Annotated in this window: 13 protein-coding genes and 1 pseudogene; 7 read left to right on the forward strand and 7 right to left on the reverse strand. The window is 60.1% G+C overall.

What is annotated here, in order from left to right:
• From O7A60_RS25940 to O7A60_RS25955, 4 genes are all read right to left on the reverse strand, one after another.
• The coding region (locus O7A60_RS25940; RefSeq protein WP_337108605.1) for a glutamine amidotransferase at positions 1-269 on the reverse strand (269 nt) is incomplete at its 3' end.
• A gap of 84 nt (positions 270-353) precedes the next feature.
• Complete coding sequence (locus tag O7A60_RS25945; protein WP_337108606.1) at positions 354-1,355, reverse strand: rhamnose ABC transporter substrate-binding protein; 1,002 nt, start codon at positions 1,353-1,355, stop codon at positions 354-356.
• 46 nt (positions 1,356-1,401) lie between these two features.
• Positions 1,402-2,391 (reverse strand): ABC transporter permease, encoded by a 990-nt coding sequence (locus tag O7A60_RS25950; RefSeq protein ID WP_337108607.1) that lies wholly within the window; start codon positions 2,389-2,391, stop codon positions 1,402-1,404.
• Positions 2,388-4,952: an ATP-binding cassette domain-containing protein gene (locus O7A60_RS25955; protein WP_337108608.1), complete on the reverse strand. Its 2,565-nt coding sequence runs from the start codon at positions 4,950-4,952 to the stop codon at positions 2,388-2,390. Before O7A60_RS25955 ends, O7A60_RS25950 begins: the two co-directional genes overlap by 4 nt.
• A gap of 190 nt (positions 4,953-5,142) precedes the next feature.
• On the opposite strand from O7A60_RS25955, the gene O7A60_RS25960 reads away from it, so the two are divergent.
• From O7A60_RS25960 to O7A60_RS25970, 3 genes and pseudogenes are all read left to right on the forward strand, one after another.
• Positions 5,143-6,396 carry an ROK family transcriptional regulator gene (locus O7A60_RS25960; RefSeq protein WP_337108609.1) on the forward strand — a complete coding sequence of 418 codons (1,254 nt, stop codon included), beginning with the start codon at positions 5,143-5,145 and terminating at the stop codon, positions 6,394-6,396.
• A gap of 157 nt (positions 6,397-6,553) precedes the next feature.
• Positions 6,554-7,453 carry a transglutaminase family protein gene (locus O7A60_RS25965; protein WP_337108610.1) on the forward strand — a complete coding sequence of 300 codons (900 nt, stop codon included), beginning with the start codon at positions 6,554-6,556 and terminating at the stop codon, positions 7,451-7,453.
• A gap of 66 nt (positions 7,454-7,519) precedes the next feature.
• Positions 7,520-8,376, forward strand: a pseudogene (locus O7A60_RS25970) (transglutaminase-like domain-containing protein).
• Here O7A60_RS25970 and O7A60_RS25975 read toward each other — a convergent pair.
• Positions 8,341-8,538 carry a hypothetical protein gene (locus tag O7A60_RS25975; protein WP_027146544.1) on the reverse strand — a complete coding sequence of 66 codons (198 nt, stop codon included), beginning with the start codon at positions 8,536-8,538 and terminating at the stop codon, positions 8,341-8,343. The pseudogene O7A60_RS25970 and the gene O7A60_RS25975 sit on opposite strands and share 36 nt — an antisense overlap.
• A 61-nt stretch (positions 8,539-8,599) precedes the next feature.
• On the opposite strand from O7A60_RS25975, the gene O7A60_RS25980 reads away from it, so the two are divergent.
• Positions 8,600-9,004 (forward strand): hypothetical protein, encoded by a 405-nt coding sequence (locus O7A60_RS25980; RefSeq protein ID WP_337108611.1) that lies wholly within the window; start codon positions 8,600-8,602, stop codon positions 9,002-9,004.
• Positions 9,005-9,830: 826 nt separating this feature from the next.
• Here O7A60_RS25980 and ligD read toward each other — a convergent pair.
• Positions 9,831-11,603 carry a DNA ligase D gene (ligD, locus tag O7A60_RS25990; protein WP_337108612.1) on the reverse strand — a complete coding sequence of 591 codons (1,773 nt, stop codon included), beginning with the start codon at positions 11,601-11,603 and terminating at the stop codon, positions 9,831-9,833.
• A gap of 540 nt (positions 11,604-12,143) precedes the next feature.
• Complete coding sequence (locus tag O7A60_RS25995; RefSeq protein WP_337108613.1) at positions 12,144-12,356, reverse strand: hypothetical protein; 213 nt, start codon at positions 12,354-12,356, stop codon at positions 12,144-12,146.
• A 1,017-nt stretch (positions 12,357-13,373) separates the two neighbouring features.
• On the opposite strand from O7A60_RS25995, the gene O7A60_RS26000 reads away from it, so the two are divergent.
• The 3 genes from O7A60_RS26000 to O7A60_RS26010 all read left to right on the forward strand — a co-directional run bounded on the left by O7A60_RS26000 (position 13,374) and on the right by O7A60_RS26010 (position 15,611).
• Complete coding sequence (locus O7A60_RS26000) at positions 13,374-13,637, forward strand: DUF6894 family protein (RefSeq protein ID WP_337108614.1); 264 nt, start codon at positions 13,374-13,376, stop codon at positions 13,635-13,637.
• A gap of 623 nt (positions 13,638-14,260) precedes the next feature.
• Positions 14,261-14,452: a hypothetical protein gene (locus O7A60_RS26005; RefSeq protein ID WP_337108615.1), complete on the forward strand. Its 192-nt coding sequence runs from the start codon at positions 14,261-14,263 to the stop codon at positions 14,450-14,452.
• 832 nt (positions 14,453-15,284) lie between these two features.
• Positions 15,285-15,611: a hypothetical protein gene (locus O7A60_RS26010; RefSeq protein WP_337108616.1), complete on the forward strand. Its 327-nt coding sequence runs from the start codon at positions 15,285-15,287 to the stop codon at positions 15,609-15,611.
• The last annotated feature ends 31 nt before the right edge of the window (positions 15,612-15,642 follow it).

The raw sequence follows: 15,642 nt of genomic DNA on the forward strand, positions 1-15,642 counted from the left end.
CCTGCGCGGGCTTCCGCCGTCACCAGCAAGGTCAGCGCGCCGACATCCGAGATCACCACTGCCTGATACTGTGAAAGCGCATCGAGGTCGAAGGGGAATTCGGCGGCGCAGCGGTCACCGCCGATCTGGGTCATCGCGATGCCCTCAGCGGCAAGCGCGGCTTTGAAGGCGGTTGCACCATTTATCGAGGTCGCGCTGGTCAGCACATCGGCACCAACGGCGACCGAAGTCGTCGCTGCGAACGTTTCCCCTGCAAGTAGCACTTTCATAGTTAACCCACCTTGTCCCATAGATCGAGTTGCGAGGGCGCCGCCGAAATCGGCGCCCCCCCCGGCGGTTCGATGCCCGCCGTATCAAAACTTGAACTCGGCCAGATTTTCGGGGGTCACGATTTTCGCTGGTCCAAGGATCAATTCTCCGCCGGCCCCAATCGTATATTCGCCTAGCCGGCCTGCCTTGAACTTCTCACCCTCCTTGCCGGTGATCTTGCACTGCGCAAGCGCCTGGGCAGTCTGATAGGTAAGATAGCCAAGGTCGGTGACATTCCACCAAATATCCTGCGCGGCGCCGTCCTTGATGTATTTCGAGATCAAAGTGGCAGGGGCCAGACCCGTCAGCTTGACCTTGCCGATCATGCCCGCCTCCTCGAGTGCACGGGCGGCCGCAGGAAGGCCAATGCCTGCTGGAACGATGATCACCTTGAGATTGGGAAATGCCTGCACCAGCGCAAGTGCCTGTTGCTGGTTGATCTGCTCGCTTTCTTCCCCATAAGCAACCTGCACCAGCTTCATCTTGGAGAATTTCGGCTCGGCCGTCATTTTCGCCTTCATGAAGTCGATCCAGGCATTTTGGTTGGTCGCCGTGGGTGTCGATGACAGGATCGCGAATTCACCTTCACCGCCGCTAAGATTGAATGCGCTTTCCAGCATCATTTCGGCCAGACTGTCGCCCTTCACCTGATTCACGAATACAGCGCGGGCGTCGGCCGCCACGTCGGAGTCATACGAAATCACGCGGACGCCTTGCTGAACGGCGCGCTTCAGCGCAGGTGCGACGGCATTGGCGTCGTTGCCAGCAATGGCGATGACGCCCACCTTCTGTGACACGAGGCTGTTGATAAATTCGATCTGCGCCTCGGCTGTCGCCTGAGACGGGGCGACCTGAGTGGCTGTGCCGCCGATCTCCTTTGCAGCCTCTTGGGCGCCTCCAAAAGCCACCTTGAAGTAAGGGTCCGTGTCGAGCTTGGGCAGGAAGCCGACCTTTACAGGTTCCTTGGCGCACTCCTGGCTGAAGGCCAGCGACGCCGGTGCGAGCAGAACCGCGGATGCGAGCAGGGCTAATCTAAACGCTTTCATTGTGACTCCTCCATCTAAATTCGGGCTTGAAGAAAGGGGCCCGAGATCACCCCTTGGTTTCGCGCAAGACGCGCGATCTTGAGAGCCGCTCCTGTGCGGAGCGCCAGTAGTTGCCGACCAGCAGCGAGCCGATCAGGAGCAGGCCAATGATCATCCCCTGCGCGTCGCCGCCGATCTGGTTGAGCGCCAGCACGTTGCGGATAATGGCGATTAGGACCAGCGCCAGCATGACGCCGGTCAGGCGGCCCTTGCCGCCAAAGACGCTGACGCCGCCAAGCAGCACAATGGTGATAACGTCAAGCTCCATGCCCAGCGCATTGTTGGCACGGGCATTGGAGAGGCGGGCGGTATAGACGATTCCGGCAATGGCGGCGATGATGCCTGAAACCACGAAAAGCTTCAAAACCATCCGGCGCGTGTTGATGCCGGAATAGCGCGCCACTTCCGGGCTGCCGCCAAGTGCGTAGATGCGCTTGCCGGTCGGCGTCTTCTGCAGGATGACGGCAAACACCGGCGCCAGCACCAGGAATGGCACGATCGTCCACGGTATCTGCGTGCCCGGCAGGTTGTTGATGCCGAAATCGACGACCGCAGGCGGGAGGATGTTGACCGAACCGGTGCCGAGCAGGATGTAGCCAATACCGCGATAGAGCGCCATTGTGCCGAGCGTCACCACCAGAGACTGCAATCCCAAGCCCGAGACCAGACAGCCGTTGAAGGCGCCGAGCAGGCCGCCGGCGACGAGCGTCAGCGGGATTGCCGCCAGCGTCGGCACGCCAGCCTGGACGAGCAGGCCGAAGATCACGGACGTCAGCGCCAACACCGAGGCGATCGACAGGTCGATCTCGCGGGTGATGATGAGCAGCGTCATTGGCAGGATCAGCAGCGCCTTTTCCGAAGCGCTCGCAGCCAGTTGCGAGAGATTGAAGCCAGAAACGAAGTTCGGCACGAAGAAGGCCGCATAGAAGAATATGGCTAGACAAGAGATCGCCAGCAGCAGATCCCAGAAGTCGATCGAGCGCAGGAATTTTTTCATCTTCCCCTCGCCTGCCTTGCTTGATCCGCGCGCCGCACGATAAAAGTGTCGATGCCGATGGCGGTCAGGATTACCAGGCCGTAGACGCCCTGCAGCCACAGCGGATCAACGCGGACCAGCGTCAGACCGTTCTTAATGACCAGTAGCGTGAGCGCGCCGAGGACGATGCCGAGCAGCGTGCCGGAGCCGCCACGAATGGCGACGCCGCCGACCACCGCAGAAGCGATAACGGTGAGTTCGAAACCGAGCGCAACGCGGGCGTCGATGGTGGCATAACGAGATGCCCACAGGGCGCCGCACAGGCCGCCGAGCAGACCGGCTATGCCGAAGGCCAGCAGGATGCGCCTGTCCACGGGAATACCGATGAGACGTGCGCCGTCCGGGTTGGAGCCGGTAGCGAACAGCTCGCGCCCGATCGCCGTGCGATAGAGCAGCACGTAGCCGGCGCACAGGATGGCAATGGCGATGACGACGATCAGCGGCACGCCGACGATCTTCAGACCGGTCATGTCGAGCCAGGCCTGCGTGACCTCGTCGGCGCTGATCTGGTCGCCCGCCGCCCAGATCGAGTTGAAGCCGCGAAAGATCGACATCGAGGCCAGAGTGACGACGATGGCCGGGATTTTTCCCTTGGTGACGACAAGGCCGTTGATCAGGCCAGCGACACTGCCGACCGCGCATGCAGTTGCCAAGCCGATCCCGATGTCGAGTGCCGGATAAGCCTGAACCATGCTGGCCGCCATGTAGGCTGAAAGACCGATTACCGCTGCGATCGAAATGTCGATATTGCGGGTGATCAACACCAGCATCTGAGCGAGTGCCGCAACAACCAGCAATGCAGCATCCATCGACACGGCGGTCAGGTTTGCCGCGCTCACCATTCGCGGGTTGATAATGGTGACAGGAATGGCGACCGCCAGCATCGCGGCGAGCAAGCCGAACTCACGGCGCTTCAGGAAGTCGAGTGGTCCTTTGGCCTTCTCCTCGCTAAAGGCACGCTCCGAGTGCAGTGCCTGGTCGGCGCGTTCATCGGTCTTGGTCGCCGCTTCCAAGACTTTTTCCTGGGTCGCTTCGCCGCGGGCGAACTCGGCCGTCTGGTGGCCTTCGCGCAGGACGACAATACGGTCGCACATGCCTATCAACTCGGGCATTTCAGAGGAGATCAGAAGGATCGCCATACCCTGCGCGGCAAGATCGGCGATCACGGCGTGGACCTCCGCCTTGGTGCCGACGTCGATGCCTTGCGTTGGTTCGTCGAGGATGAGGACGCGCGGGTCGGTGCGCAGCCATTTGGCCAGCACCACTTTCTGCTGATTGCCGCCGGACAGTTCCTTGACCGGCTGTCCGTAGCCGGAAAAGCGCAGCTTCATGCGCTTCAGCCAGTCCGCAACCAGATCAATCGCGCGATCGGTGCCGTAGAGGCCTACCGAGGCGGCCTTGTCGAGTATCGGCAGCACGGCATTATCGAGAATGGAAAAATCCATCACCAGGCTCTGGCCCATGCGGTCTTCAGAGACATAAGCAACGCGCGCATCCATGGCGTCACGCGCCGATGCGAAGCGCACAGCCTCGCCGTCGATCAGGATTTCGCCGGTATCAGGCTGGTCGATGCCGAACAGCACGCGCGCGATCTCGGTCCGCCCGCTGCCGACCAGGCCGCCAAGCCCGAGCACCTCTCCAGCATGGAGCTTGAGATCGATGCTGGCAAAGCCGCCGGCGCGCGACAGCCCCCTCGCCTCCAGCACCAGCGCGCCGGTGGAGTGGCGCCGTTCGGGATAGAGGTCGGTCAGTTCGCGGCCGACCATCAAGCTGATGGCGGCGGCACGGCCAAGCTCGCCCTTCGCCTTAACGCCGACAAGGCGTCCGTCGCGCAGCACTGCGATGCGGTCGGCGATGCGGAAGATCTCGTCCATGCGGTGACCGACGAACATCATCGCCACGCCATGCAGCCTGAGATCGGCAACGACGGTGAACAGCCGTTCGACCTCGCGCTGCGACAGCGCCGCCGTGGGCTCGTCCATGATGAGCACACGCGCGTCGAGCGACAGCGCGCGGGCGATTTCCACCAATTGCTGTTCGGAGGTGCGCAGCGCGCCCAACCGCGTTGCCGCCCGCACGTTGAGGCCGACCGTTGCTAACACCTTGCGAGCGCCATGAAGCATTGCGGCGTTGTCGATGCCGCCGAAGCGGTCGCGCGGCATGTGACCAAGATAGATATTTTCCGCGACCGAGAGGTCCGGGAACAGGCCAGGATGCTGGTGCATGACGGCAATGCCGGCCGCCTGGGCGTCGTGCGGCGAATGCAAGACAACAGGCGTGCCATCGACCTCGACATGGCCACTGCTTGGCGAATGCACGCCAGCCAGAAGCTTCACACAGGTGCTCTTGCCGGCACCGTTTTCGCCAAGCAGCGCCAGCACCTCGCCCGAGCGTAGTTCGAAGGTCGCATCCCTGAGAGCAATCGTCCCGCCGAAGGCCTTGGTTGCATGGACCAGGGCGACCGGAACGGTCACATCCCTGCGTCCCGCGGCATCGGCTTCGCCATATGCGCCAAGCTGCAACGCCCTTCCTCCCTGATCTAGCTTATTTTTTCAATTTGCTATATTAAATAGGTCGAAGCCGCAACGAGAAAATTGACTTCCACAGCTCCGGCGCGCACTGTCGCAGCGCGCAAAGGCGCGGGGCCTGGGCGCTTCGCACGATGCGGCTGTGGCCGTGCGGAGCTCGGCAAAACATTTGGGAGCGCCAGTTTTGTCCGGAAAAGGCAGCAATTCCGTCAAGGTTCGGCACTATAACGAACGTTTCGTGCTCGACGCCATCCGCCGCCTGAAGGAGGCGTCCAAGTCCGACTTGGCGCGTGCGGCAAATCTGACGCCGGCCGCAGTCGCCACCATTGTCGACGGCTTGGAGTCGTCCGGATTTGTAAAGCAAGTGGGCAAAAGGTTCGGGCAACGCGGATCTCCATCGACTCTCTACAGGCTGACGCCGGAGCGGATCTACAGCGTCGGTATCAAGATCGGTCGGCGTGCGTTGGAAGCCGTGCTGGTCGACTTCGCCGGTGAGGTTCGCGCTCGCGAGTCACACGAATACCGATATCCCGATCCCGATCTCGTCCTCAGGGCCGGAAATAAGTCGCTCGCCAATTTCGACAAGGTGGTCGCCGGGCTTGGCGAGGCCAGCATTGTCGGCCTAGGCATCGCTTCGCCCTATTTCCTCGGCGGCTGGAGTGAAGAACTCGGCTTTCCGGAGGACCTCGGCAACCGCTGGGAAGCAATTGAGCTTTCGACATTCTTCGCCACACGGCCGAAAACCCCGGTGTTCGTCGAAAACGACGCGTCATCGGCGGCGCTGGCCGAGCTCGTCCAAGGGGCCGGCGCGCGGTTCCGCGACTTCATGCATATCTCCATCGACACTTTCGTCGGTGGCGGGTTGGTGCAAGGCGGCAAGGTCCACACCGGCCCGCATGGCAACAGCGCTGCGCTCGGCCCGCTTCCAGTCTCGCCTTCAAGCCTCGATTCCGTGGCAGCAAAGCCGGCGCGCTACCAGAGCTTGCTGCATCGCGCCTCGATCTACGTGCTGGTCAATCATCTCAAGTCTCGCGGCATCGAGATCAATCGTGTGCGGGAGCTGGACCCGTTGCCGTCTCGAGCACGCGAGCCCTTGTTCGAATGGGTCGACGATTGTGCGAATGCACTGGTTGAAGCGATTATCGCCATCACCTCCGTCATCGATATCGAGGCCATCGTTCTCGACAGCATCTTGCCGCGGCCCATCCACATCGAACTGCTGGCAAGGGTGCAGACCCAGTTCAACCGCACCAGCGCCATCGGCATTGTTGCGCCGGAAATCGTATCGGGACAATTCGGCCCCGAGGCCTCGCCTATCGGCGCGGCCATGTTGCCATTTTCGGCACTGCTAGCTCCCGACAGCGGCGTGCTGATGATCGGCAAGGACAAAACAATGTTGCTTGGTAGCCTTTCTAGGCTTGCTGGCCAAGCGAACTAGGCAAAGGCTCTGTCGATAGACGCGTTGGGCGATCGAGCCTCTCTGCGCCAATACCCGCCGACGCGGCGTTTCGGCCGGGATCGGAAACAGTTCGTCCAGGATCCGATAAGGCGCTAGGTTGCTATGGACGTGCCAGAGAGATCGTTGACGGAAGCGGATGCCGATTTTTTCAGTCAAGCACAGCACTGTCTATCGCTATAAACAGTTGGTGAGTTTTGGCGAGCACCGCCTGATGTTCAGGCCGCGTGACAGCTTCGACCAACGGCTTCTGGACCACGCTCTATTCGTGAAACCCGAGCCCAAGGAGGTTCGATGGATCCATGACGTTTTTGGAAACTGCGTTGCCGTGATCGAATTCAAGGGTTCGGCCAATGAACTTCATTTCGTGACAGACATTCGGCTCAATCACACGCCCCAGCATGCGCCTGATTTCCGGATTGATGAGGCCGCGTTGAATTATCCATTCTCTTACGATCCTGACGAGGTTGCCGACCTCGCGCGAACGATGGAGCGCCATCATGCCGATGACGGCGACGAGGTTGGCAAATGGGCCAGACAGTTCGTCAGTGCCACAGGTAATACCAAGACCGGAAAATTGTTGATGACGCTCTGCTACGCCATCCACGAGAGCTTCGTGTATTCCCGTCGGTTCGAAACCGGAACGCAATCCCCGCTCATGACTCTGCATCTGCGCAAAGGCACATGCCGGGACTTTGCGCTTTTCATGATGGAAGCGGTCCGCTCGCTCGGCTTTGCCGCTCGCTTCGTGACCGGTTATGTTTATGTTCCGAGTCGCGATTGTGATGCTGTCCGCGGCGGAGGCTCAACCCATGCCTGGTGCCAAGTCTACCTGCCTGGGGCCGGTTGGATCGAGTTCGATCCAACAAATGGCATTGTCGGCAACCGGGATTTGATCAGGGTCGCTGTGGCCCGCCATCCCCAGCAAGCCATCCCTCTTTCCGGAAGCTACTCCGGAAGCGCGTCGAGTTTTCTGGGCATGACCGTAGAGGTGAAGGTGGCAAAGGAAACCGGCGGCAACAAAATTAGCTCAGCCTGAAGTTCTGCGGAACTGTTTGAGGAACACGGAGTTTGCCCGGATCCTGAATCAAACACTGGAGCATCGATGCGGATCCGCGCAGGTTTCAACCTTACCTACGAATGTCCGCAGCCAACACCAATGCTGCTGGTCCTTGAGATCCACCCATCGCGCCGCGTCGACTTGTTAACAGAACAGATTATAGGCTTTGATCGCCCGCTTGAAGCCCGCGGCTACATTGACGCTTTCGGTAACGCCTGCACGAGAATAGAAGCGCCCGCGGGGCGGACGATGATATCGACGAACTTCGAAATTTACGACACCGGCAAGTCCGATGTCATCGTGCCAGACGCCGTTCAGCACGATATCAAGGAACTACCGGACGACGTGCTCAGGTTTCTGCTCGGCAGCCGCTATTGCGATACTGACCGGCTTGGCGATTTCGCCTGGGCTAACTTTGGCGATACCACGCCCGGATGGGGCGGGTGCAGGCGATCTGCAATTTCGTGCACGATCATATCGCTTTCAGTTACCAAGCCGCGGACCCAATGCGGACCGCCTATGGGGCTCTCACCGATCGAACCGGGGTCTGTCGCGATTTTGCGCATCTGGCAATCTCGCTGTGCCGCTGCATGAATATCCCTGCGCGCTATTGCACCGGATATCTGGGCGACATTGGCGTGCCTCCGGCGCAGGATCCGATGGATTTCAGCGCATAGTTTCAGGCATATCTAAGCGGTCATTGGTTCGTATTTGACGCTCGGCATAATCGCCCTCGCATAGGCCGGATCCTGATGGCGACGGGTTGCGACGCCACTGATGTTGCAATCTCAACCAGTTTCGGCGCATCCAGACTTGCTGGATTCGAAGTTGTCACGGAAGAAGTCCAAGCGGTCAACTGCAAGTCGTTATGGGAAGTGAGGTGCATCACCATCGACCAGTAGCCGCTCGTGCGTCGAGAAGGAATGCCAGACCACTTGGCGCGCGTCCCGTTCATCCACCATCTGGCCGCACTGCGGGCAGCGGTAGAAATACTCACTTTCGTGGTCGGCAATTTTGCCGTTGAGATGAGGTTCAAATGGGCCGAGATCGGATAGCTTAATCATTGTAATCATTATAACATTAAATTTAGCTAAAATGTTCCGGAACGAAATTCGACGCTGCATCTTGAACAGCAAATACCGCAGCGGCGAGTCGACCGCCTGGCTAAAGACGAAGGCCTATGCCATCGACGAGTTCGACCTGCTTGGCGTTGAGTGCCAGGCCGGCAAGCCCGCCTTCGCGCTGATGGCGGACCGTGAGACCGGGCGCTATGTCGGTTCGGCCTTTATCAAGCCCGGCCGTGGGATTCGCGAGCGGCTTTGGCAACGCGTGCAGGAACACGCCGGGCCGGCACCGAAGGGCATGAATCGGCCGGCGACGCAATGGTCAAGCCGGGCATCGTCGGCCGCGTCAGGCACCTACGGGGCGATGAGGATCTTCGCCATGTGTCGCTGCAGGATTTTAGGGAAAGGCATTGAGGCCAGTGGAACGCGCGCCGCCAAGCGTGGTCCCGCACCAGCGGGACACTAGCTGCTTTGAATTGAACCTTGTCGAGCCTTTCCTGTTGCAGGCTTTTTTGCGGACTGCTGCGCCAGTGCCGATCTGCTACAATCCCTTATGGCCGTCCGAATAGTGGTTGTCTTGGCGCTTCTTTTCGCGTTCGCCTACGGATTCGCAAAACTCGTGGAACGTTATGGCAGCGTTGGCGATCGGCCCTCTCGATGTGGTCAATTGTCGACCCTTGGTTGCCCGGACCCGAATACGCCACCTCTCGCGCCTCAACCAAACGAATAGAACCTGACGAGCATTGGTGAGCGGAACTTGAGGGTAACGCCGAGCTGACCATGAGTTCGCACACAATGTGCGCCGTCCGAGCATAGGCGTCGCGCCTTCCAACGTTGGTGACCCACTCTCGATATCTCGCTGCGTCCATCAGAGTAGAGCGCCAAAACACGTCGCTAGCGCCGTTGATGCGCGCCGTCACTAAGACGATCCCCGCGAGAGGTTCCGCGCCCTGTCTACTTGCCATTGATCCGATCAACCCGCCAGCAATGCTGGCGGAAACGATCCCAGCCAGTGCTGTGGGTGAGAACCCTGCACCCTGAGGAGCAATCCCAAAGCCAGAAAATGCGCTCAGGCAGAATAACCCGCCAAAGAACGCGGTGAGAATCGCGGCTGGACCGATCCCCAAGCCCGCCAACTCGTCGGGAGAGCCGCATTGCCTCGAACCGAAAACGAAAACCGCGTCTTGGCTACGATACGAACCCGTGCTCGTGCGGACTTTTGATGTTCGCTGCGATTTGCTGACGGCAGCTCCCACTTCTGATCCAGGTTCGCTGCTCCGGTCCTCGCCGGATCAGGCTGCCTTCCTAGTGGCTGCCCTGAACGGATGATCCATGGTGAAGGCGTCGGGCCGAATGGACCGCTCAACCTGAGCCCATGTCACTGGATGCGCGATTGGAAACCCGGGGCGTGCTCGTGGGGAGAACGCACCTACGGCCGTGTTGCCTCTCCCGTTGCGAAGATAGTCGATGAAAATGCGTCCCGTTCGTGCTGCCGGTGCAGCGGACAAAAGGTAACGGTCGGGCTGAACGTGGATAAGACTTCGGGCAAGCGACTTGGCTAGTTGCCGGGCGCTGTCGTGGGTCATCTTTGGTTCAATAGGCGCCATCAAATGGATGCCCTTGCCGCCGGTGACCTTAGGCCAACTCTTCAGACCTGCAGCCTCCATGATGTCGCGAAGCGCCAGGGCCGCTTCGATCACCTGCTTCCATTCGACGCCCTCGCCTGGGTCGAGGTCGAGAACCACGCGATCGGCGCGATCGATGTCATCAATGGTGGCGTTCCAAGGATGAAGCTCCACCGCATCCATTTCGACCAGCCCGAGCAGACCAGCAAGATCGTCGACCCACACGCGCACTCCTTCGCCTCCTTCGCGCTTCTGGACGCGTAACTGATGCACGGCCCTCGGAATGTCGGGCAAGGGGCCCTTGTGATAGAAAGTCGCCCCATGGGCATGCCGGACCAGTTTCAACGGTCTGTGGCTGAGATGAACCAGAGCTTGGTCGGCAACCTGCTCCCAGTAGCCCCTAAGCTCATCCTTGGAAGGCGACACCGCGTCTGGGAGCAGCTGCAGGATGTTCTTACGAGGCACACCGCGTTCGTCGGCCTCGTGCCGCCGCTTAGATGGGGCGGGCGGCTTTGCGGGGATCGTGACGAGGTCTTCACGAAGGCCCTTGAATACCGCTTCCCGCAAGATGCCGCGGTCGGTCACGCCGCTGAACTGCACCTCGGCCAGAACGTCCGGCCTAAGCCATGTGGCCTTGGGCTTGTCGATCGGCTCCGACAATGGCGACTTGTCGATAATCAGCGGGTCGAGCCGCTCGCGGACCTGCCGCGCGGTGATCAAGCTGTAGCCACTCTGAGCCTTCCCGGCATAAACCAGCCGGTCGCCTTCACGCCTGCCGATGTAGAGCGAGGCGATGCGACGCGGGTGAGCGCCAAGCTTCTCGACAAAAGCCACGATGGGAAAGGTGTCGCTCTTGATGCATTTGATCTTGACCCAGCTTGTCTGGACGCCGGAGCGATAGGGGGAATCGGCGCGCTTGGAGACGATGCCCTCCAACCCCATCTTGCAGGCGTGGGCGAACATGTCCTTCCCGCTTACGTCCAGATGCTCGGCATAGGTCAGGGTCGGAGCTCTATCTTTGAGCAGCTTCTCCAATGCAGCCTTGCGTTCCGAAAGCGGCTGCTGCCGGAAATCGCGCCCGTTGAGATGAAGCAGGTCGAACGCGTAGAACATGAGCCTCGACGAGTTCGGACTGCCTAGCTCCCGTTCCAAGGCTTGATAGTCCGGCAGCCCGGTATCGCCTAAGACCACAGCCTCACCATCGATGATCGCGGATTTCACCGGCAGGCCCGCCGCCGTCTGAACAATTCTCTTGTACCGGTGCGACCAGTCGTAGCCTCGCCGGGTGAAGGCTCGCGCTGTTCCACCTTCGAGAATAAGTTGAGTCCGGTAGCCGTCGTACTTGATCTCGTGAAGCCAGTTGCCGCCATCAGGAGCTTTCTCCACCAGCGTCGGCGATTGAAACTCGATGAACGACAGCCGGTCTTCGGTCCTGCTCATGTGCTCGCGACTCCTGGAACCGGGAGTCAAACCGTGCGACGGCAATCAGTTCCGAGAACTTTAGCAAAAATGCATATAACGGGCTTGCGGCGCCAGTCTGAAGGGAGGAGAACCGCGCCACGCGACCTACGTCGGGCAGCTCCGCGCGTGCCCCCGGTTGTCGCGTACGCGGGTGTATCATTTTAATACAATCCACAATTGGTGGACTTGTGCGATACACCGGCAGCTAATTCGTCCGTCAGGCCAAAAAGGGAGAGAGGCCGCGAAGTGGGAGAAACCGATGTCCGTGCAAAAAGAAGACTATCGAACGAACAGGGCTGACTATACGATTGCTGCGAAGCGCGGCGGTGCGCTTGCTGATGGTGGCGACTACGTCGAGTTACTGGCACGAAAAAAGAAGGCGCTTTGGCTTAAGGATCGGCGAACCGCCAGATTGGCCGCAAACCCCACGGAAAGTTCATTGGGATCCAGACCTAGACTGCGCGGATAGCGCCAGCTCTCAGTACCTTGGCGGGCTTTCTGGATAAGCATTACGATCAGTCACGAATCCAGAACAATCGCCAAGTGCCGTGCTGCCGCACATTCCACAATCAGTTCTTCGAGGCCAGCATCAGTCAATTTGGTCCTCGTTTTTTTGCGAACGATCCTGATAGCCTCGTGAACGGAGATGCGCGCGCGCTTGCCTCGATCATCAAGGTAGCGGCCGATCTCAATCACCGCGTCGGCGTCAACGTCCTTGGGCAAGCCGCGCATAGCCTCTCCCCCAACCGGGAAGCTAGACACGCTTGATGCAAAAAGCAAAATCCCGCCGCGACCGCAGGTTGCCGCTCAAAGGCTGAAATATGAGCGATGGCGATTGAGAGCGGCTGGCAGCCTGGGCTGCGCGTCGCTCGCCCGAAAAGTCGCATACCATCGCCTCGATTCCTACTTCGGTGTTGGAACAGATCAACTGCCGCTTTGGGGTCAGCGACGAGGCGGCTGACCGGGAGGGTGATCGGTTTTGGCTAACTTGCTCCATGAATTTTGATGCGCAGCTCAGGGGCTGCTGCACTCAAAATCGTCCTCCACGAGGTGCCCGTTTCCTAGAATTTTCCCGGATGCGGTCAGCCGGTCGATCGGCGGATTTGCGTTAAGTCTTCTGGCATAAAGTGCCTGGCCGTGAGCCTCTGCAGCCGAAGCGGCCTGCGACAATCCTCGAATTTCCGTCGACGAGTACAGGGAAGCCACACTGAGCCGGCCACACCCTATTCCCTTGGTATCAAACCGACATTTGAATCCTTTACGGGCTGCATTAGCTTACACAAGTAGAGTCTTAGCTATTGGGAGGTAGCTATGATCGTAAGCCATATAGACATGACGCAGGCGATGATTGACGCCAGCTTCCTGTCTCAGCACCGTTCTAGGGCCGAGATTACCTCACTTCGCGGTGACATAGCCCAAACCCGGCGCGCAATCGCGGCATCACGCGAGCTTCTAAAGCGGCTTCGCCAGCGCAAGATAGGGGAGGCACTCAGAGACGCTGAGCACCACCGGGTATCCGCGTGGGAGGCAGACATTGTCCGCAAGGTCTTTCACGATTTGGTCGTGGAAACGAAGACGCCAAGGTCTCAATGGCGCGCCGTCGCTCAGTACCTGGTTCACGAGTTTACCGGGTCCGAGCGTGTCGAGCCTGCGTTGGTGGATTGGATCATCAGGAAGTAAGGCGCTAACCACCGCGCGGTGCAGCTTAGGGTCGAAGGAACAAAGGGGACGCCTTTTTGTTCGACTCCCATGGTGCTTTATTATTTCGATCTAACCGATAACGGAACCGCCTACCCGGACACCGAAGGCACTGACCTTCCGAGCCTGGTATCCGCTGAAGATGAGGCAGCAAGGGCGCTGCTGGAAATAGCAAAGGACAAAATGCCGGACGGCACCTTCCGAGAGGTCGCCTTGCATGTGCATGAGGGTACCAGCAAACCGCTCTTTGTGGTAAAAGTCACGTTCGAACTAGTACGCAACGGGTCTGATGGTGATGGAGCCGTGGGAACCTGACGCCTACGCAATGTCAGCGCTCGTATGTACCAGCGATGGGCGGCGGCACAGATTGACGATCTTCGCTTGAACATTGAAGACACTCGCCGCGTTATCGAAGAGTCCCGCAAGCTGCTGGATCGGCTAGCAGCCAAGCCAAGCGCAATGAACTCTTAGGCTCGGAAAAGCCCCAGCGCTTTGGTCCGGACCGGAGATTCAGGCGGGAGCTATCTCAGTGACCGGTCGGCGGCTTCGTGACCGTAACCACGCCCGCTATCGCCAACAGCCCCGCTCAATCCCCTATTTGTGACCTCTCCTCACCGGCTTGAATCAGTCCCTGCCTCTTGAGCACCTGGAATGCCAGCGTCACACCGGGCGCCTCATCCCAAGCATTATCGAAAGGAAGTCGTGCGTGATCGCCAGCCTCTTGCCGATGACGCGGTCCGCTCACATCAGGAGCCACCTTGCCAGTCTTTCCTGCCGCCAGATTGGGCCAACCAGCGTTGTGACTGCCGACGGGCGTCGTTCGAACGGATGAACCAGGTACCTGCCAGACAGTGGCGTCTAAGCGCTACTCCTGCTAGGCAGGCGAACGGGCCGCCGCGCGGTTTAGCCTGGGTTCATGGTGTGCTATAATTCGCCTCATGGGACAGAAGGCAAAGCAGAAGGCGAACAACCAGGCGACGGAACGTCCAGTGGATCGCGAGCGGGCCCGAGAAGCCGAGTACTACGCCCGCAAGGTCGGCATCACCAGAGACGAAGCTCTTAGAATCATCCACGAAGCCCAGGTTCCGAAGCTTGCCATAGTCCACAAGGGCCGCGTGAAGGCAAAATAGGCATCGCAGTCGGCCTTGTTCCGTTGTGCCCTGCCCTTCTTAGGAACAAGCGCGACAGTGTCGAGGCCGAGCGTGCCTCATCTGCGTCGCCTCCCCAGACAGCCACGCCTGATCCATGGGGCTCTACTTGACCGTGTGACCCTCGTCCTATCTTGTCAGCGCGCGGCGGACCTCCGAGCGCGATGGCCGGCGCGGTAGACTCAGGCACTGCGTCGGCCGCCTCCACGTCCACCTAGCGTGACTTCGTCTGGTCGACATTCGCAGGCTGGACGGAACGCTGTCCCAGCCGATCGGCCCTCAGACGAGCTGTCGTGGCTTCACGGGCTTTGCGCTCCGCATCGATGACGACGCGAGATTCGCGGTCAGCCCGTTCGTGCCTTAGCTTGTCAACCTTGCGCGGCATATCTGTCCCCTAAAATGGTCGCCCGCGCCCCTCGGCAGAAGCGCGGGCAGTTGAGGCCCGGACCTCAACCGGCGGCGAGCCCTGGAGAGCCACTACCACCAATCTACTAACCAGCGACAGTCGTTCAGGTTCCAGGGCCGCCGCCTTTGCCGATCGCACAGGGCCCGCCTCACGGGCGAGGGAAGCGGGCCCGGCCAGGTCTCGGGGACCTGACCGGCAGCACGGGAGCCGCCGCTTTTCGAACCTGCCCACGAATATCAAGTTCCCATATGCGCATAAAAAGCCCGCCGGCCATAGCCAGCGGGCAGTCACATGGGAGGACCGCCCGGGAGTAAAGCGGGCCGGCTCCCGAACATTGGTCTCTGACACATGTTCCAGCAGCCCAACAAAGAGCCCATCGGGTTGGAACCCGGGGCACGTCTGGAGTGCTTGGACCAACCAGCATGGGTCAATCGACGGCGGGAGTTGGGTGGCTACCGCGACAAGATTCGGGACGTTGCCGCAGCTAAGCTCGAAGAGGGCATTGCTGAGGTTAAGAGGATCGCAGCCGAAGGCTATCAGCCAGTCACCGAAGCTGCGCGGCAGGCGTCGCGCGAAGGCACGCTGACCGACAAGGTCCGCGACGTCGTCAGGTCCGCGGCCGAAAGTACGGAAAATGCGGTCCGCCAACGGCTCGCCAACTCTAAGCAGTCTCGGGAAGAACGTGCTGGCCAGAAGCCTCGCGCCGGCAAGCCAAAAAAGCCTAGGCGGCCTTGAGCGATTAGACATAGACCCGGAAAAAACCGTG

The sequence above is a fragment of the Mesorhizobium salmacidum (SeqCode) genome, from assembly GCF_037179605.1.
GTDB classification, from domain to species: Bacteria; Pseudomonadota; Alphaproteobacteria; order Rhizobiales; family Rhizobiaceae; genus Mesorhizobium; species Mesorhizobium salmacidum.